Annotated in this window: 14 protein-coding genes; 7 read left to right on the top strand and 7 right to left on the bottom strand. The window is 65.1% G+C overall.

All coding sequences use genetic code 11. The annotated features are described in order from the left end of the window. Nucleotides 1–41 precede the first annotated feature (41 nt). The gene (locus ASF66_RS06275; protein WP_056843156.1) at nt 42–812 is read right to left on the bottom strand and encodes an SDR family NAD(P)-dependent oxidoreductase; all 771 of its coding nucleotides are present in this window, start codon (nt 810–812) and stop codon (nt 42–44) included. Nucleotides 813–937: 125 nt separating this feature from the next. On the opposite strand from ASF66_RS06275, the gene ASF66_RS06270 reads away from it, so the two are divergent. Further along, nucleotides 938–1,333, top strand: coding sequence for an NUDIX hydrolase (locus ASF66_RS06270; RefSeq protein WP_049859030.1), 396 nt, complete (start codon nt 938–940; stop codon nt 1,331–1,333). A 19-nt stretch (nt 1,334–1,352) separates the two neighbouring features. Here ASF66_RS06270 and ASF66_RS21960 read toward each other — a convergent pair whose 3' ends face one another. Further along, nucleotides 1,353–1,514: a DUF2986 domain-containing protein gene (locus tag ASF66_RS21960; RefSeq protein WP_082223545.1), complete on the bottom strand. Its 162-nt coding sequence runs from the start codon at nt 1,512–1,514 to the stop codon at nt 1,353–1,355. Between the two features lie 68 nt (nt 1,515–1,582). Beyond that, entirely contained in the window at nt 1,583–3,763 is a 2,181-nt protein-coding gene (locus tag ASF66_RS06265) for a TonB-dependent siderophore receptor (RefSeq protein WP_056843155.1), read from the bottom strand. Between the two features lie 597 nt (nt 3,764–4,360). Between ASF66_RS06265 and ASF66_RS06260 the strand changes: the two genes are divergently transcribed. After that, the gene (locus ASF66_RS06260; RefSeq protein WP_056843154.1) at nt 4,361–6,049 is read left to right on the top strand and encodes a Na/Pi cotransporter family protein; all 1,689 of its coding nucleotides are present in this window, start codon (nt 4,361–4,363) and stop codon (nt 6,047–6,049) included. Between the two features lie 12 nt (nt 6,050–6,061). Here the strand turns inward: ASF66_RS06260 and ASF66_RS06255 are convergent, their stop codons facing one another. Further along, the gene (locus tag ASF66_RS06255) at nt 6,062–7,243 is read right to left on the bottom strand and encodes an MFS transporter (RefSeq protein WP_056843153.1); all 1,182 of its coding nucleotides are present in this window, start codon (nt 7,241–7,243) and stop codon (nt 6,062–6,064) included. Nucleotides 7,244–7,406: 163 nt separating this feature from the next. Between ASF66_RS06255 and ASF66_RS06250 the strand changes: the two genes are divergently transcribed. Then, entirely contained in the window at nt 7,407–8,603 is a 1,197-nt protein-coding gene (locus ASF66_RS06250; protein WP_056843152.1) for an aminotransferase class V-fold PLP-dependent enzyme, read from the top strand. 87 nt (nt 8,604–8,690) lie between these two features. On the opposite strand, the gene ASF66_RS06245 is transcribed toward ASF66_RS06250, so the two are convergent. Then, nucleotides 8,691–9,983, bottom strand: coding sequence for a PQQ-dependent sugar dehydrogenase (locus tag ASF66_RS06245; protein WP_049859034.1), 1,293 nt, complete (start codon nt 9,981–9,983; stop codon nt 8,691–8,693). After that, complete coding sequence (locus ASF66_RS06240) at nt 9,980–10,408, bottom strand: DUF2231 domain-containing protein (RefSeq protein ID WP_049859035.1); 429 nt, start codon at nt 10,406–10,408, stop codon at nt 9,980–9,982. The genes ASF66_RS06245 and ASF66_RS06240 overlap by 4 nt, the downstream gene beginning before the upstream one ends. 247 nt (nt 10,409–10,655) lie before the next feature. Here ASF66_RS06240 and ASF66_RS06235 point away from each other — a divergent pair, with 247 nt between their 5' ends. Next, a complete protein-coding gene (locus ASF66_RS06235; RefSeq protein ID WP_056843151.1) occupies nt 10,656–12,281 on the top strand; it encodes a methyl-accepting chemotaxis protein in 1,626 nt (541 codons plus the stop codon). 33 nt (nt 12,282–12,314) lie between these two features. Here ASF66_RS06235 and ASF66_RS06230 read toward each other — a convergent pair whose 3' ends face one another. Beyond that, nucleotides 12,315–13,088 carry a CHAD domain-containing protein gene (locus tag ASF66_RS06230; protein WP_056843150.1) on the bottom strand — a complete coding sequence of 258 codons (774 nt, stop codon included), beginning with the start codon at nt 13,086–13,088 and terminating at the stop codon, nt 12,315–12,317. Nucleotides 13,089–13,332: 244 nt separating this feature from the next. On the opposite strand from ASF66_RS06230, the gene ASF66_RS06225 reads away from it, so the two are divergent. The 3 genes from ASF66_RS06225 to ASF66_RS06215 all read left to right on the top strand — a co-directional run bounded on the left by ASF66_RS06225 (nt 13,333) and on the right by ASF66_RS06215 (nt 17,486). Then, complete coding sequence (locus ASF66_RS06225; RefSeq protein ID WP_122741787.1) at nt 13,333–15,303, top strand: BCCT family transporter; 1,971 nt, start codon at nt 13,333–13,335, stop codon at nt 15,301–15,303. 78 nt (nt 15,304–15,381) lie between these two features. After that, a complete protein-coding gene (locus ASF66_RS06220) occupies nt 15,382–15,762 on the top strand; it encodes a RidA family protein (RefSeq protein WP_049859038.1) in 381 nt (126 codons plus the stop codon). Nucleotides 15,763–15,779: 17 nt separating this feature from the next. After that, the gene (locus ASF66_RS06215; protein WP_056843149.1) at nt 15,780–17,486 is read left to right on the top strand and encodes an amidase; all 1,707 of its coding nucleotides are present in this window, start codon (nt 15,780–15,782) and stop codon (nt 17,484–17,486) included. Nucleotides 17,487–17,525 lie beyond the last annotated feature (39 nt).

The following is a 17,525-nucleotide window of genomic DNA, read 5'->3' as shown; positions in this document are numbered from 1 at the left end:
GGACGCGGCTCGCGCCGCTGCTACAGGGAAATGCGTCAGATTCACCACGGTATGGGCTGGCCATCCCAGGCCCAGAAGCTGCCGGTTTGCACCGGTCCGTGCTGGCCGATCAATTCGAGCAGGCAACGGGCGGCGAAATCGGGGTCGAACAATTTGCCCGCCGGGACGTTGGCCTGGAAGGGCTGCGAGAGCCGGGTGTCGGTGGTGCCTGGGTGCAAAGCCAACACCGTGGCCGCAGGATTCAAACGCTTGAGCTCGATGCTGGCCGTGCGCAACAGCTGGTTGAGCGCCGCCTTGCTGGCGCGATAGCTGTACCAGCCACCCAGGCGGTTGTCACCGATCGAACCGACTCTGGCCGACAGCGCGGCGAAGGTGGCGGGCTGTTTGCGCAACAAGGGCAGCAGATGCTTGAGTAGCAGCACGGGGGCGAAGGCATTGGTGGCGAAGCTCGCCTGCAGGCTGCTCAGATCCAGCTGGGCCAGCCCTTTTTCCGGCCGCGCGCCGTCCTGATGCAGAATGCCCAGCGTGCTGATCACCACGTGCAAATGAGCGCAATCGGCCGCCACCGCATCTGCCAGCCGCTGCAGGGCCTGTTCATCGCGCGCATCGCAATCGAGGCTGACCAGACGAGGCCCATGGCGCTCAGCCAACGCCGCCAGCTCGGCGCTGGTCGTGGCTTGCCGGGAAACCGCATAGACCTGGGCCACATCCTCACGCTGCAACAACTGCGCGCACAACGCCAGGCCGATGCCTTGGCTGGCGCCACAGATCAGCGCAGACGCACTGCCGGATAGATCGGGTATCAACGCCATGGTCCACCGCCCTGCCAGAAGATCGTACCGATAGGACCGAGAACCACCCTCAAACGTTCTCCAGTGGCAATTGCCAGCTCATGCACGGCGTGCCATGGTGCCCACCTTTTTTCAGGAGAGACGCCATGGCCGCCACCATCCATATCGCTGCCGCACTGCTGCTCAACGAGCAAGGGCAAACGTTGCTGGTGCGCAAGCGCAACACGCGCGCCTTCATGCAGCCAGGCGGCAAGATCGAATCCGGCGAGCAGCCTGCCCAGGCACTGGTTCGTGAGTTGGAGGAGGAGTTGGGCATCGCGGTGGATCCGGCCGAAGCCAGATTTCTGGGTACCTACACAGCCGTGGCCGCCAACGAGCCCGGCCATGAAGTGCATTGCGAGCTTTTTCAAGTACGCATCAAGGCCCAGGTCAGCCCCGCTGCGGAAATCGAAGAAGCGCTGTGGGTCGATGCCACCACGGTGGCCAAGCTCGAACTGGCGCCGCTGACGCGCGACCAGATTTTGCCGCTGCACTACCTCTGAGGCGCAGGCCCGATCCGCTTCAGGCCTGATCGACAGCGGGACTTGCGCTGTCGGCCTCGAGCGCCAGCTTCGCCCGGTCCGCCTTGCTGATGTAACGGTCCTTGCTCTGCGGCGCCAACTTGGCGCTGGCCTTCTTGGCATGTGCTTGCAACAGCTGTTTGATCTTCTTGCGACGATTCATGGCGTGGCCCAGGGGAGAAGTGGGTCGATGATACCAGTACGGCCCATCGACCCGCTCGCGGCTGCCGATCAGAAGCTGTACTTGGCCGTCAGCATCAGGTTGCGCGGGTTGCCGTAGCTGTCGCCGCCATAGCTGGTCGAGGTGGCGATGGCATTGTAGTACTTGCGGTCGAACACGTTGTTGGCGTTGACCTGCAGGTCCAGGTTGCGGCTCACCTGATAGCCGGCCATCAGGTCGGTGACGGCATAGCTGCCCTGTTCCAGGCGGTAGCTGCCGCCATCGGCCAGGTCGACGTCGTTGTACAGGCGGCTCTGCCAGGACAGAGTACCGCCCACGCGCAGTTTCTCCAGCGGGCCCTGAAAGCGGTAGGTGGTGGTGACCTTGAACAGGTGCTCGGGAATGTCGGTGTCGTAGCGCTGGTTTTCGTTCTGTGGGTTGGCGCTGTCCTTGAGCGTGTGCACCCGCGCGTAGGTGTAGCCACCGCCCACCTGCCAGTTCTCGGTCAGCGCCCCCTGCAGCTCGAAGTCGATGCCCTGGCTGCGCACTTCGCCCGACGCTTCGTAGCAACTGAGCTGCGGGCAGTTCTCGACGAAGATCTGCACCGCGCGGTTTTCCTGATCGACCCGAAACAGTGCCAGGCTGGCATTCAGCGCGCCATCGAAATACTCGCCCTTGATGCCGATCTCGTAGTTCTTGCCCTGAATCGGCCGCACCGGCGTGCCGCTGGTGTCCTGGGCGCTTTGCGGGGTAAAGATGTCGCTGTAGCTGGCATACAGCGAATGGTGGTCGTCCAGATCAAAGATCAGCCCGGCGTAGCGGGTGACATTGCGGGTGACCTTGTAGTCGCCTTCGCCATCGCGGTTGTCATAGTCGTACCAGTCCAGGCGGCCACCGAGGATCAGCTTCAGCGGGTCGGCCAGGCTCAGGCGCGTGGTCATGTACAGGCCATCCTGGGTGGTGACTTCGCGGTCGTTGTCGGTATGGGTGAAGTTCGGCTTGCCGGCGTTGATCGGCCAGTTGGTGTCGTAGGGATCGTAGTTGTGCGTGGTCATGTCGTAGATGCGCTTGCTGGCGCCGACCACCAGTTCGTGAGTGCGTCCGAACGCCTGGAACGGCCCGCTGACGAAGGCATCAAGGCCAGCCTGGTTTTCATCGTGTGCCGACTGGTACACGGTACGTGCCAGGGTATTTTCGAACCAGCGCGATTGATAAGAGCCGGAGAACAGGCCGTTTTGCTCGGCGTAGTTGGCGTTGACCTGCAGGTTCCAGTCGTTGGCCAGGCGCTGGCGCACTTCCGCGAACACGGTGTTGATTTCCTGGTCCTTGTTCTCCCATTTGGTGCCCGGGTTGTACGAGCGAGGCAGGTCCAGGTGATGGCCGTCCTGGCCGATCATCGATGAACCCCAGAAGTAATTGGTCTTGTCCTTCTGATGAGAGAAACCCACGGTCAGCAGGGTGTCTTCGCTCAGGTCCGCTTCGGTCACCGCGTAGAACAGACTATGGTCCTCTTCCACGCCATCGATGAAGCTGTTGGCATCGCGGTAGGACGCCACTACCCGGCCGCGCAGGGTACCCGCCGGGTTGAGCGGGCTGGAAGCGTCGATCTCGCCACGGTAGTCGTCGTGGCTGCCAGCGGCGCCGGTCAGGGTGACCTTCTGTTCGGCCAGCGGCCGTTTGCGCACCAGGTTGATGGCCGCCGAGGGGTTGCCGGCACCGGTGACCAGGCCCGTCGCACCACGCACGACCTCGACCCGATCGAACATCGCCAGGTTGGGTTGGGCGCCGATGGTGACGCCCGAGTAGCCGCTGGGGATGCCGTCGTACATCAGGTTGTCGATGTCGAAACCGCGTGCCGTATAGGCCTGGCGACCGGGACCGTTGGCATAGCTGAGGAACAGGCCAGGGGTGGCGCGCACCGCATCGTTGATGCTGGTCATGGCCTGGTCGTCCATGCGCTGGCGGGTGATCACGGTCACTGCCTGGGGCGTTTCACGCAGGCTCAGCGGCAGTTTGGTAGCCGTCGCCATGCTGCCGGTGGTGTAGGACTGGGAACCCTCGGTGTAGCTGCCCAGCTGGAATGCGTTCGAGGTGATCTCGCTAGCCCCCAGTTCGATGACACCCGGCGCCGCCTGCTGCTGGCTTGCAGCGCTGTCGTCGGCCAGGGCCGGCGTGATCATTGCCATGCAGATGGCCAGGGCCAGCAGGTTTTGCGGAGGGTAGGGGAGCGGCGAACGGGATATGCGAGACATGCAAAGCTTCCTGGCTAGACAAGATAATGCGAATTGTTTGCACTATTGTGTCAGAAATTTCCTACGTGCGTCGTCTACCCCGGTAAAAATGTCCTGCGTCCGCGTCACTGCGAATGCAGTGCCCCACCCCCCCCACGTCGTCCCCGGACGCGACTCGCAAGCCTCTGTAGCAGCGGCGCAAGCCGCGTCATTGGCTATGCGGTGTGTCCGTTTCTCCGCGTTGTCTCGGATGCGGCTCGCAAGCCTCTGTAGCAGCGTCGCAAGCCGCGTCATTGGCCATGCGGTGTGTCCGTTTCTCCGCGTTGTCTCGGATGCGACTCGCAAGCCTCTGTAGCAGCGGCGCGAGCCGCGTCATTGGCCATGCGGTGTGTCACCTTCTCCGCGTCGTCCCCGGACGCGGCTCGCGCCGCTGCTACAGGGGAACGCGGTGTTTCGTAGCAGCGGCGCAAGCCGCTTCAGCTGCACTCGGCCACTACACCGGCGGTCGCAGCAAGTGGGAATGGCGGCCGCGCGTCACCCATATGTCACATTTCATGTCTAGCTTCGAGGATCACACCCCGGGCGCGCCGGCCATCCTCCCTACCGCAAAGAGCCGCCATGGAAATCGATATCTTCAAAGACCTGCTGGTCCCTGTCATCGGTGGCCTGGGCATTTTCATGCTCGGGCTGGAATTCATGTCCGACGGCATCAACAACCTGGCGGCCAACCGCATGCGTGCCTGGCTGGCCAAGCTGGCCGGCACGCCGGCCAAGGGCCTGGCCGCCGGGACCGTGATCACCGGCGTGCTGCAATCCAGCACGGCCATGACCGTCATGACGGTCGGTCTGGTCAACGCCGGCGTGGTCGGGCTGCGGCCGGCCATCAGCGTGATCATGGGTGCCAACATCGGCACCACCCTGGGCAACGGCTTGATTGCCATGCCGCTGGGGCCATTAGGGCTGATCTTCGCCGGGCTGTTCGCCCTGGTCTATGTCTTCAGCAAGAACGAAAAGACCCGCCATCTCGCCATCGCCATCATCGGTTTCTCGTTGATCTTCTACGGCCTGAACCTGTTGACCGGCGGGCTCAAGCCCCTGCGCGAACTGCCGGAAGTGATGTCGGTCATCTCCGGATTGCGCGCCGACAGCTACACCGGCCTGGCGATCTGCGTGCTGACCGCCGCCGGCATCACTGCAATGATCCATTCCTCGTCGGCCACCATCGGCATCGTCATGGGCCTGGGGGCAGCCGGCATTCTGGATTGGCAGACGGCGGTGGCGTTCTCCCTGGGCGCCGACCTGGGCACCACCGTCACCTCATGGCTGGCCTCGCTCAACCTGTCGAAGAACGCCAAGCGCGCGGCCTATGCCCACATCGCCTTCAACTTCATCGGCGTTGCCGTGATGTTTCCGCTGTTCTTTGTGTCCATGGACATCCTGCAAGGGACCATGGGCCTGTTCGGCATGGACGTGACCCGTACCAGTACGGTCGATGGCAAGGAAAGCTTCCCGATGGTGCCCGTGGCAGTGGGGCTTTACTCCATCGGCTTCAACATCTTCAACACGGCGCTGATGTTTCCCTTCATCGGCGTGTTCGAGCGCGTGCTTTCGCGCATCGGCGCCAGCCGCAGCGACGCGGAGGACTATGCCGTACCGCGTCATCTCGACCGTGCCGCGCTGGCCAATGTGAACACCGGCGTGGCCGCCGTCAGCCAGGAACTGACCCGCTACAGCCAGGGCATGGGCCTGCTGCTGGACGCAGCGCGCGGCCAATCCCAGGCGCTGAAGAACGCCGCGGAACATGAGCATGCGCTGGACACCCTGAGCCAGGAAATTCGCGGCTACACCGCGCAGATGTTCAAGAACGATGTCACGGCCCGGCAAACCAATCTGCTCGCCAGCCTCATCGAGGAAGAAGACTTCAGCGCAAGCCTGACCCGGACCCTGTCGCAGATCGCCCGCCGCATCGAGCGCCAGGTGTTCTGCGCCAATGCGCGGAAAATCGTCGACGCCATTCTCGATATCGTCGAGCCGGCCGTGCGCAAGGGGCCACAGGGCACCTACCTGCCGAACGCCCACGCCAGGGACCTGCTGGCCCTGCGCGAACGCTGCCTGCAGCCGGAGCAGAAACTGGGCTGGGACGAACGCGGCGCCATCCTGGCGTTGCTGGGCAGTGCCGAGCGTGCGCTGAATCTGGTCCAGCGCATCGCCGAGGAGCGGCTTTCGGTGTCACGAGAGCTGGATCAGACCGACCCAGCGTCGGCGGCTGACCATGCCCCCTCCGGCGTATTGGCCAAACCGCTGTAGGCTGAGTTGGTCTCAGCGGGCTGCGGCGGCGGGCGCGGTGGCGTTGTACCAGGGCCGCAGCAGACTGAGCAGGCCCAGCAGCGCCATGCCGGCGCCCAGCCACAACGGGGCGCGCAGCCCCAGACCGGCATCGATCACCGCACCACCGGCCCAACTGCCCAGGGCCAGCCCGGCGGTGATCACCGAGGTGTGCAGGGTGTTGACAAGTGCGCCGGGCTCGGCGGCCTTCATCACCCGCGCGACCATGGCCGGGTTCAGCGCGACCCCGGTCAGGCCAACGGTGAGGAAGCAGGCCAGGTTCAGCCAGAACAGCTGACCGGCGAGGGCGAATCCGCCCAGCGCCAGCACCAGCAGGGCCAAGCCCCAACCCAGGGCGGCGAAGGTATGCCGATCGGCGATCCGGCCCACCACCATGTTGCCCAGCACGTTGGCCACGCCGTACAACGCCAGCAACGGCGCCACCTGGGCGGGAGCCACGCCGACTTCCTCGATCAGGATCGGCGTGCAATAACTGAACGCAGCGAAGGTCGCGCCGATGATCAGGCCGCTGGTGATGTAGGCACCCCACAGGCTGCGGTTCTTCAGGCTGATCCACTGTCTGCCCAGCGACGGCTCGTCGCCGGCCTCGGCGCGCGGCAGGCGCGTGGTGACCAGCGCCGTGCACAGCGAGGCCAAGGCCACCACCAGCCAGGCACTGGCCCGCCAGCCATAGTGATGTTCGACCCAGGCGGTCGCCGGCACGCCGGCCACCGGCGACAGCATCAGCCCGGCCAGCACCACCGAAATGGCCCGGCCGCGGTCCTGCAGGCTGACCAGCCCGGCGCACAGGGTCATGCACAGGCCGATGCAGGCGGCGCTGGACACGCCCATGACGATGCGTGCCAAGGCCAGCACCGTGTAGGTGGGCGCGGCGGCGGCCAGCGCCCCGGCCAGCACGTACACCCCCAGCAGCCCGACCAGCGCGCGCTGATTGCTGATCCCGCGCGACAGCAGCAGCACCGTGACCGGTGGCCCGCCCAGGGCCATGCCCAGCGCATAGAGGGCAATCAGGTTGCCGACCTGGGCCAGGCTCACGGAGAACGCGGCGGCCAGCGCGGGCATCATCCCGGCCACCATGAACTCGGCGGTCACCAGCGAGAAAATCGTCAACCCCAGCAGGTAGACGGTCGGCGGAAGCTTGGAACGGGTGGTCATGAGCGTCTCGGACAAAAATGAAGCTGGCTACCCTAGGGATTGTTGAACGAATGGTCAAATAACCAAGGGCGCTCTGTTCATGTCAGCGACGACCGGCGTTGCCCCTTGCATCCCACGTCCGGCAAAGCGATGCTCGGTGTCTTCCCCTCAAGAGCGTGCTGTCATGCCCTGCGTAACGCAAAGCCCTGCCGAATTGGCCATGGATGAAACCTTCTGGACGGACGTTGCTGCACGCTACCCACGCGACGACGGGCCGATCAACCTCGACGGCGGTTATTTCGGTCGCATGAGCGAAGGCGTGGTGAGCGCCTATGAAGACGCGATCCGTCATGTCAACCGCAGCAACTCGGTGCACGTGCGCCAGCACTTCGACAAGCATGAGGCCGACGCCATCCGCCAGCAGCTTGCCGAGCTGATGGGCGTGCCCGCAGGCGAACTGACCTTCGCCCGCAGCGCATCCGAAGCCCTGTATTCGCTGATCCGCAACTACACGCGTCTGCAGCCGGGCGATCAGGTGTTGATCAGCGACCTGGACTACGGCTCGGTGCAGGGTGCCTTCGACTGGCTGCAGCAGGCCCGCGGTGTCGAGCTGGTACGCCTGGTCCACGAGCACCCTGCCAGCTACGAGGGTTTGCTGCAGACCTACCGCCAGGCCTTCGCCACCCATCCGCGGCTCAAGCTCATGGCCTTGACTCACGTCACGCACCGTACCGGGCTGGTCATGCCGATCAAGGCCATTGCCGCCGAGGCCCGTGCCCACGGCATCGACGTGATTCTGGACGGCGCCCATTCGCTTGGTCAGATGGAGGTCGATCTGCACGACCTGGGCATCGAGCTGGCCGGTTTCAACCTGCAGAAGTGGATCGGCGCGCCGCTCAGCCTGGGGGTCATCCACGTTCGCCGCGAACGCCTCGCCGACTTCTCGCCGGACATGGGCAACCCCAGCTATCCAGCCGACGATATCCGCTGCCTGAGCCCCTACGGCACCCCCAACGTACCCGCGTTGATGAGCCTGCCTACGGTGTTTGCCGAACACCAGGCCCTGGGCGGCTGGCCAGTGAAAGGTGCGCGCCTGCGTTACCTGCGTGACCTGTGGCTGACACCTGCGCGAAGGCTGCCGGGCATCGAAGTGCTCACGCCCGAAGACCCGCGCCTGTCCTGCTGCATCGCCTCGTTCCGTTTCCGCGACGTGCAGGACCAGCAGAGCAAGATCGACCAGCTCCTCGCCCAGTTCGATATCTTCACCGTCGCCCGTGACGGCTCCGCCTGCGGGCCCTGCATTCGGGTGACACCGGGGATCAACACGACGCCCGCCGACATGCACGCCCTGGTCGATGCCTTGACGGTGATGAGTCGCTGATCGGGAAGCAGGGGGGCAACAAACAACCGGCGCGCTGAACGCGCGCCGGTGGACAACACTTCGGGGCAGGGCGCCCCGAAGTCAGCCTCAACGGCTGGGCGTGACGCGCCAGATGGTGTTGGCCAGGTCATCGGCGATGATCAGCGCGCCGCGCGGATCGACCGTTACACCGACCGGGCGACCACGGGTCTTGCCATCGTCACCACGGAAACCCGTAGCGAAATCGATCGGCTCGCCGGCGGGTTTGTTGCCGGCGAACGGCACGAAGATCACCTTGTAGCCCACGGGGTTGTCGCGGTTCCAGCTACCGTGTTCGCCAACGAAGGCGCCCTGGGCGAACTTCTCGCCCATGGCTGGAATCGAGAAATCCACACCCAGGGCGGCCACGTGCGAGCCAAGGCTGTAATCGGGCTTGACCGCCGCCGCGACTTTTTCCGGATTCTGTGGCTGGGCGCGAGGATCGACGTTCTGGCCCCAGTAGCTGTACGGCCAGCCATAGAACTGCCCTTCACGGACCGAACTCAAGTAGTCCGGCACCAGGTCCGGACCCAGCTCGTCACGTTCATTGACCACGGCCCACAGCTGGCCGGTGCCCGGCTGGATGGTCAGCGCCGTCGGGTTGCGGATACCCGTTGCATAGGGCTTGTGCGCGCCGGTCTGTGCATCGATCTGCCAGACCATGGCGCGGTCGATCTCGACTTCCATCCCGCGTTCGGTCACGTTGCTGTTGGAACCGATGCCCACGTACAGGTAGCGACCGTCGTCACTGATGGCCAGCGACTTGGTCCAGTGGTGGTTGATCGCCGAGGGCAGGTCGGCCAGCTTGGTCGGTGCTGCGCTGGCCTTGGTCTGGCCGTCGGTGTAGTCGAAGCGCACCAGGGCATCCTGGTTGGCGACGTACAACTTGCCGTCGGCATAGGCCAGGCCGTAAGGCGCGTTGAGGTTCTCCGCGAACACGGTCTTCAGCTCGTAGGTGCCATCGCCGTCGGCGTCGCGCAGCAGGGTCAGGCGGTTGCCGCCCTTGACCTGGGTATTGCCCTTGGCCTTGATGTAGCTGGCGATCACGTCCTTGGGCTTGAGCTTGGCAGCGCTGCCGCCGCGACCTTCGGCCACCAGGATGTCACCGTTGGGCAGGACCAGGGTCTGGCGCGGAATCGCCAGGTCGGTGGCAATCGCGCTGATGGTATAGCCCTGTGGCACGGTCGGTTTGCTGTCGCCCCAGGCCACCGGCTCGGCGATCTTCATGCTCGGCAGCAGGCCGCGCTGCGCCTCCGGCAGTTTGGGATCGGGCCCGCGGGCCTGGGTGCTGTCGGCTTCGCTGCCGCAACCGGCGAGCAGCAAGGCCACGCTGATGGCCGTCAAGGCGCCTGAATAGTTCATCGAACACCTCCGGAACGCAGATTGGTCAAACCGACCCAGGCCGCGATCAGCGCCAGTGCCGTCACGATCACCGACAGGATCAGCCCCGAAGGCATGACTGCCCACGCGTCCTTGGCATGTTCGAAAGCGTTGACCAGCCCCAGTACCCACGTCACCAGCAACAGCAGGAAGTACACGACTGGACGACCGCCCTTGTGTTCCGCGCGGACCAGGTTGATGAGGGCGCACAGCAGCGCCAGGCCACAGAACACCAGGGCACCGGCGATCAGCCAGGCGGCGAAGTTGCTCCACTGGATCTGGTAGCTCTGGTAATAGGCGATATCGCTCAGCAGCCCGCCCAGAAAGAGCGGAACGGTACCGGCCAGGAAGATCGCATGCAGCGGACCTGGCCTGTGTCGATAGGCAAGTTGGGTAGTAGTGGTCACGACAATCCCTCATCAAAGGACAACATCGGCACGGATGCACCGGCGGGTCAGACGCGCTTGTTGCGCATAGAGAGGATCGCCGCCGCCAACCGTTAGTTCACAAGCGTTCGTGTCGAAATATTATCGGGCGCCCCGAGACTCGCGACTGGACGTCGCCCCGTCGCCGGCGCGCTCAAGCAACGCCCGAGCCCTGCCGATATAACGGTTGCCCACGCGGTCGCAAGGGCTTCCAATCATGAGGTTCGTCATGTTCAAAACGTCTCTGCGCGCCCAGGTGCTGGCCTTGCTGGCCGGTGGGTTGCTCATCCTGCTGCTGATTGCCCTGGGCAGCTTCAAATTCCTCGCAGGAAGCCTGGATGACTACACACACCTGGTGGCCGGACCGCTGCGGGCCACTGAACTGGTCGATCGTGCCAACGTTCAGTTCAAGACCCAGGTGCAGGAATGGAAGAATGTGCTGCTGCGTGGCAAGGACCCCAAGGCCGCGGACAAGTACTGGGCCCAGTTCGAGGAGCAGGAGCGGGCGGTCGCGGCCACCTTGCAGGCCCTGAGCGAATTGCCCGGCGTACCCGCCAGCGTCAGCCAGAACGCCCAGCGCCTGCGTGATGAACACGCTACGTTGGGCAAGGCCTATCGTCAGGGTCGCGAAGCCTTCCTGGCCAGCGGGGCCGAAGCCGCCAGCGGCGACCGCGCCGTGGCCGGCGTCGACCGTGCCACCAGTGAGCAGATGAACGCCCTGGTGACCGAGCTGCGCGGCCTGGCCGATGAGCAGTCGCGGTTGATCAACGAGCAGGGCCACCAGGCGATCGTCTGGGGCATCGGCATCATGCTGTTGTCCGGTCTGCTGATCACCGCCCTGAGCCTGTGGCTGGTCAACCGCAACCTGGTCACGCCGGTGCGCGAGCTGATCGACTACGTGGCGCGCCTGAGCCAGGGCCATCTGGCCGAGCGCGTGGTCAGCCAGCGGCGTGACGAGTTGGGCAATCTCGCCTTGGCGGCGAACACCCTGCGCGACTTTCTCGCCGATACCTTCACCCGCCTGCAACGCAGCACGGCTGATCTGGACCAGGCCAGTGGCGAATTGAACACCATCGCTGCGGTGATGCTGCAAGGCACCAACGAGCAGTTCGAGCGCACCGACCAAGTGGCCACGGCGATGCAGGAAATGTCCGCCACCGCGCAGGAAGTCGCCCGTCATGCTGCCGGCGCGGCCACCGCCGCTGCCGATGCCGACCGCGAGGCGCAAAGCGGGGAGCAGTCCATGCAGGCCACCATCCATACCATCACCCGCATGCGCGGCGAGATCGCCCTGACCGGCGACGTGATTCGTCAGTTGCGCGACGACAGCGGACGGATCGGCAAGGTACTGGAGGTGATCCGTGGCATCGCCGACCAGACCAACCTGCTGGCGCTCAATGCCGCCATTGAGGCGGCGCGGGCCGGGGATGCCGGTCGCGGTTTCGCCGTGGTCGCCGACGAGGTGCGCACTTTGGCGCAGCGTACTGCGGCCTCGACCCTGGAAATCCATCAGATCATCGACACCGTGCAGACCGGCGCGGTGAACGCGGTGCAAGCCATCGAAAATGGCCAGCAACGCAGTGATCAGGGCGTCGAACAAGTGGTCGAAGCGGGGCAGACACTGACCCGCATCACCCAGTCGATCGAGGCGATCAGGGACATGAACCGGCAAATCGCAACGGCCGCCGAAGAGCAGAACGCGGTGGTCGACGACATCGCCCAGAACCTGGTCGAAATCACCGCCATCGCCACCACCAACCAGGCCAACGTCGACCGCACCCAGAGCGCCAGCGGCCACCTGCATCAACTGTCGACGGAACTGGGGCATGTCACGGCGCGCATCAAGGCGGCGTGACCCGCGCGCCGCCCGGCCACCGCGTGGCTGCCCTCAGCGCTTGCTGCGCTTGGGCAGCAGACGCGCCAGGGTGTCGAGCTCGGCCTCGGCTCGCTCGAGTTCGGCGGCCGAGTCTTCGGCCCAGACCTGCGCCAGCGGTTGCAGATCGGCTTCGACCTTGGCCTTGAGGCACCACTGATGGTGGTCATGCCATGAGCCCAGCGCCGACTGCACCGACTTGAGCGATTTTTCCGCCTTGGACGACAGCGGAGAAAGGTCGGCGAAGGCCTGAGTCAGGTAGCGCGTGCGTTTGACCAGGATGCGCAGCTCGTGCCGATCGAACTTGGCATCCTTGAGCGCGCGGCGCAGTTTGTCGACGTGCTTGTTCAGGGTCTTCACCACCCCCTTTTCGAAGTGTCTGGAATCCAGACCCGGCTCACTGGCGCGGAATGCGGCGGGCCATCCGTCCAGCGCCGTGAACAAGGCCTGCAAAGTGGCATGCTCGGCGATCAGCTGGTGCTCCAGTTCCAGGCGCGCCCGGCGGCTGGCGGCAGCACCGTCCATGCCACGCTTTTCCAGTTCCTGGGCCATCACCTCCAGGTCGCGGGTAGGGGTCGTGAGCTGCCCCACGGCCTTGGCCGCCGCCAGCAGCGGGCCCATGGCCGGTTCTGCCCGCACCGGGATCAGCAGGCTGCGGATGCGCCGCACGGCAATACGCAGGTCGTGCAGTGCTTCGGCATCCGCCGCGCTTTCCAGACGAGCCCGCGCATGAAAGAGGGCCACCTCCAGCGCGATGATCTCTTTCACATAAGTGTCGACGAATGCCATGGATCCTCCGGTTGATGGTCGAGCGGTTGATGATCGAAGAACAGGTTGCAGCGTCATTGATTGACAGAGCACCACCGGTAATCGTGCCGGCCCCGCCGCGCGAATATGTGTGCAAATACATCCAGACACATAATCGGTTCATCAAAGGCGAACTGGACGAAGCGTGTTGGTAAACCCCAGCCGCGCAGTGCGGTCACAGCTAGCCACACACCCACTGCTGCACCGTCCCATCAGGAGCTTTTCAATGACTGTGAAGTCAGACCCCGTCGAGGCCTCGACACTCAATCCGCCGGTCTTCTGGATATCGGCCATCCTGCTGCTCTTGCTGGTGCTGTTCGCCAGCCTGATGCCCCAACAGGCGCAAACCCTGTTCGCCCATGTGCAGGATTGGATCTTCACCAACGTCAGCTGGTTCTACATTCTCGCCGTGGCGGTGATCCTGGGCACCGTGGTGTTCCTGGGCGTCAGCCGCTACGGTGACATCAAGCTGGGCCCGGACCACAGCACGCCGGACTACAGCAGCATGACCTGGTTCGCCATGCTGTTCTCGGCAGGCATGGGCATCGGTCTGATGTTCTTCGGCGTCGCCGAGCCCGTCATGCACTTCCTCAATCCGCCCTACGGCGAGGGCGACACCGTTGCCGCCGCGGGTGAGGCGATGCGCATCACCTTCTTCCACTGGGGCCTGCACGCCTGGGCCATCTACGCCATCGTCGCCTTGATCCTGGCCTATTTCAGCTTCCGCCACGGCCTGCCGCTGACCCTGCGTTCGGCCCTCTATCCGCTGATCGGCGAGCGCATCTATGGCCCCATCGGGCATGCCGTGGACATTTTCGCCATCATCGGTACGGTACTCGGGGTGGCCACTTCGCTTGGCTTCGGTGTGGCGCAGATCAACACCGGTCTCAACGCGCTGTTCGGCATTCCGGTATCGATCCCGATCCAGATCGCCCTGATCATCGGCACCACCGCGTTGGCCACGCTGTCGGTGGTGTCCGGGCTGGACAAGGGCATCCGTCGGCTGTCCGAGCTCAACCTGGGCCTGGCGGTCCTGCTCATGGCGATGGTCATGATCCTCGGCCCCACCGTGTTGATCCTGCAGACGTTCGTGCAGAACACCGGTGGCTACCTCAGCGAGATCGTCAGCCGCACCCTCAACCTCAACGCCTACCAGCCCACCGACTGGATCGGCGGCTGGACCCTGTTCTACTGGGGCTGGTGGCTGGCCTGGTCACCGTTCGTGGGGCTGTTCATCGCGCGCATCTCGCGCGGTCGTACCATCCGTGAATTCGTCACCGGGGTGCTGCTGGTGCCCACCGCGTTCACCCTGCTGTGGATGACCGTGTTCGGTAACACCGCGATCCACATGATTCTCGAGCAGGGCATGACCGACCTGGGCATGGCTGTGGACAAGGATACGTCGCTGGCGCTGTTCGCGTTTCTCCAGCACTTTCCGTTCTCCGGCGTGATCAGCGCCCTGGCGATCATCATGGTGGTGGTGTTCTTCGTCACCTCGGCCGACTCCGGCGCGATGGTGGTGGACATGCTCGCCTCCGGTGGGTCGGAAAACACCCCGGTGCGCCAGCGCATCTTCTGGGCCTCGAGCATGGGCCTGGTGGCCATCGCGCTATTGCTGGCCGACGGCCTCAAGGCGTTGCAAACGGCGACCATCGCCAGTGCGCTGCCGTTCACCCTGGCGCTGTTGCTGAGCATGCGCGGCCTGCTCAAGGCGCTCAAGCTGGACGCCACCAAGCGCGGCCTGCGCCATCAGGCCCTGGCGATTTCCCCGAGCACGCCACGGGCCGGCGGCAACTGGCAGCGTCGTCTGCGTACTCTGGCCATGTTCCCGCGACGTGCCCACGTGGTGCGCTTCATCGAGGAAGTGGCCCGCCCGGCCTGCCTCAGCGTCGCCGAGGAATGGCGCCTGCAGGGTTACGATTGCACCGTGGAAGACGGCGAGGAGGGCGGTGTGCGCCTGAGTGTCGGCCCGACCGACGATGCCTTCATCTATGAAATCCGGCCCCATGCCTACGCCACCCCAAGCTTCGTCATGAGCGGACCCACCGGCGAGGAGCGCAAGTATTTCCGCGCCGAAGTGCACCTGCGCGAAGGGGGCCAGGACCACGACGTCATGGGCTGGTCGCGCGACGAGGTGATCGGCGACATCCTCGATCACTACGAGCGGCACATGCACTTCCTGCACCTGGTGGGCTGACGGGCTCGCCGTTTCAATTTGCAATGGCTGGGCTGTAACATGCCCGCCATTGCCCATCATTGACCTCAGGAGCTTCCCATGGCCCATTCAGACATCACCTTTGTGCCGGACCCTGACCCGGAGTCGATTTCCTCGGACGTCGCAGGCTTCGGCGGCCTGCTGGTGACCACTCAGATTCCGACCCGCGCCGACGGCAGCCTGGAACTGGGCAGCATCACCGAGCAGAGCGAATGCACGCTGCAGGCGCTGAAAGTGGCGCTGGAAGCGGCCGGCAGCTCGCTGGATCGCGTCCTGCACCTGACCATCTACCTGACCGACATGGCTGACCGCCCGGCCTTCAACGAGGTCTACCAGCGCTTCTTCGCCAAGCCCTGGCCGGTGCGTGCCGCCGTGGGTATCACTGCGCTGGCCGCCCCCGGCATGCGTGTCGAAGTCACCGCCATGGCCGCCAAGGGCTGATCGTGCAGGAGAGCAGCATGATCGAAGTCACCGAGGTTTCCATCGCCCAACTGCGCGCGGCTCTGGAGAGCGGGCAGACCACGGCGGTCGAACTGGTCCAGGCTTACCTGGAGCGCGTCGCGGCCTATGACGGCGCCGACACGGCCACCGCGCTGAACGCCGTGGTGGTGCCCAATCCCTCGGCCCTGGCCGAAGCCGAGGCGGCCGACGCACGGCGCGCGAGCGGCCAGACCCTGGGGCCGCTCGATGGCATTCCCTACACGGCCAAGGACAGCTACCTGGTCAAGGGCCTGACCGCGGCTTCCGGCAGTCCGGCCTTTGCCGGGCTGGTCGCCCAGCGCGACGCGTTCACCGTCGAGCGCCTGCGCGCTGCCGGCGCGATCTGCCTGGGCAAGACCAACATGCCGCCCATGGCCAACGGCGGCATGCAGCGCGGCGTCTACGGCCGTGCGGAAAGTCCGTACAACGCCGAGTTCCTCACCGCGCCGTTTGCTTCCGGATCCTCCAATGGTGCTGGCACGGCGACCGCAGCCAGCTTCGCCGCGTTCGGGCTGGCCGAAGAAACCTGGTCGAGCGGACGCGGCCCGGCGTCCAATAACGGCCTGTGCGCCTACACGCCGTCGCGCGGGATCATCTCGGTACGCGGCAACTGGCCGCTGACACCGACCATGGATGTGGTCGTGCCCTTTGCGCGGACCATGGCCGATCTGCTGGAAATCCTCGATGTGGTGGTCGCCGACGACCCCGACACCCGTGGCGACCTGTGGCGCCTGCAACCCTGGGTGCCGATACCCAAGGTGGCCAGTGTGCGCCCGGCGTCCTATGTGCAACTGGCCGGGTCGCCTGCGGCGCTGGCGGGCAAGCGTTTCGGTGTGCCGCGCATGTACATCAATGCCGACCCGCTGGCCGGCACGGCCGAGCAGCCGGGCATTGGCGGCCCGACCGGGCAGCGCATTCACACCCGTGCTTCGGTGATCGACCTCTGGCAGCAGGCCCGCCATGCCCTTGAAGCGGCAGGTGCCGAGGTGGTCGAAGTGGACTTCCCGCTGGTCTCCAACTGCGAAGGCGATCGACCGGGTGCGCCGACCGTGTTCAACCGCGGCATCGTCGACCCGGCGTTCCTGCATCATGAATTGTGGGACCTGACCGCCTGGGCCTTCGACGACTTTCTGCGCGCCAACGGCGATCCAGCCCTGAATCGGCTGGTGGATGTCGACGGCCCGCTGATCTTCCCCCATGACCCCGGCACGCTGCCCAATCGCGAGGGCGACCTGGCCGCCGGCATGGACGAATACGTGAAGATGGCGCAGCGTGGCATTACGCCCTGGGACCAGATCGACACCCTGGCCGACGGCCTGCGCGCGTTGGAGCATACCCGCAAGATCGACCTGGAAGACTGGATGCAGGCCCTGAAGCTGGATGCGGTGGTGTTTCCCACCGTCGCCGACGTGGCTCCAGCCAAGGCTGATGTCGATCCGGCGGCAGCGGACATCGCCTGGAGCAACGGGGTGTGGGTGGCCAACGGCAATCTGGCGATTCGCCATCTGGGCGTGCCGACCGTCACCGTGCCCATGGGCCTGATGGCCGACATCGGCATGCCGGTGGGGCTGACCTTTGCCGGTTGCGCCTATGACGACACGCAGCTGTTGCGCCTGGCCGCAGCCTTCGAGGCCACCGGTCAGCGCCGGGTGATCCCGCCGCGCACGCCACCGCTGCAGGGCTGAGCGTCTGGCTGAAAACGTGGCGTCTGTGGCGCCCCGTTT

This window comes from Pseudomonas sp. Leaf129 (genome assembly GCF_001423465.1).
In the GTDB taxonomy this organism is placed as follows: Bacteria; Pseudomonadota; Gammaproteobacteria; order Pseudomonadales; family Pseudomonadaceae; genus Aquipseudomonas; species Aquipseudomonas coleopterorum.
The sequence above is the reverse complement of the archived record's forward strand: the minus strand, read 5'-3'. Positions and strand labels throughout refer to the sequence as shown.

Excerpts from the sequence above, each read along its gene's own strand:
- ASF66_RS06275 (WP_056843156.1), bottom strand. The coding sequence starts at position 812 with ATGGCGTTGATACCCGATCTATCCGGCAGTGCGTCTGCGCTGATCTGT.
- ASF66_RS06270 (WP_049859030.1), top strand. The coding sequence starts at position 938 with ATGGCCGCCACCATCCATATCGCTGCCGCACTGCTGCTCAACGAGCAA.
- ASF66_RS21960 (WP_082223545.1), bottom strand. The coding sequence starts at position 1,514 with ATGAATCGTCGCAAGAAGATCAAACAGCTGTTGCAAGCACATGCCAAG.
- ASF66_RS06265 (WP_056843155.1), bottom strand. The coding sequence starts at position 3,763 with ATGTCTCGCATATCCCGTTCGCCGCTCCCCTACCCTCCGCAAAACCTG.
- ASF66_RS06260 (WP_056843154.1), top strand. The coding sequence starts at position 4,361 with ATGGAAATCGATATCTTCAAAGACCTGCTGGTCCCTGTCATCGGTGGC.
- ASF66_RS06255 (WP_056843153.1), bottom strand. The coding sequence starts at position 7,243 with ATGACCACCCGTTCCAAGCTTCCGCCGACCGTCTACCTGCTGGGGTTG.
- ASF66_RS06250 (WP_056843152.1), top strand. The coding sequence starts at position 7,407 with ATGCCCTGCGTAACGCAAAGCCCTGCCGAATTGGCCATGGATGAAACC.
- ASF66_RS06245 (WP_049859034.1), bottom strand. The coding sequence starts at position 9,983 with ATGAACTATTCAGGCGCCTTGACGGCCATCAGCGTGGCCTTGCTGCTC.
- ASF66_RS06235 (WP_056843151.1), top strand. The coding sequence starts at position 10,656 with ATGTTCAAAACGTCTCTGCGCGCCCAGGTGCTGGCCTTGCTGGCCGGT.
- ASF66_RS06230 (WP_056843150.1), bottom strand. The coding sequence starts at position 13,088 with ATGGCATTCGTCGACACTTATGTGAAAGAGATCATCGCGCTGGAGGTG.
- ASF66_RS06225 (WP_122741787.1), top strand. The coding sequence starts at position 13,333 with ATGACTGTGAAGTCAGACCCCGTCGAGGCCTCGACACTCAATCCGCCG.
- ASF66_RS06220 (WP_049859038.1), top strand. The coding sequence starts at position 15,382 with ATGGCCCATTCAGACATCACCTTTGTGCCGGACCCTGACCCGGAGTCG.
- ASF66_RS06215 (WP_056843149.1), top strand. The coding sequence starts at position 15,780 with ATGATCGAAGTCACCGAGGTTTCCATCGCCCAACTGCGCGCGGCTCTG.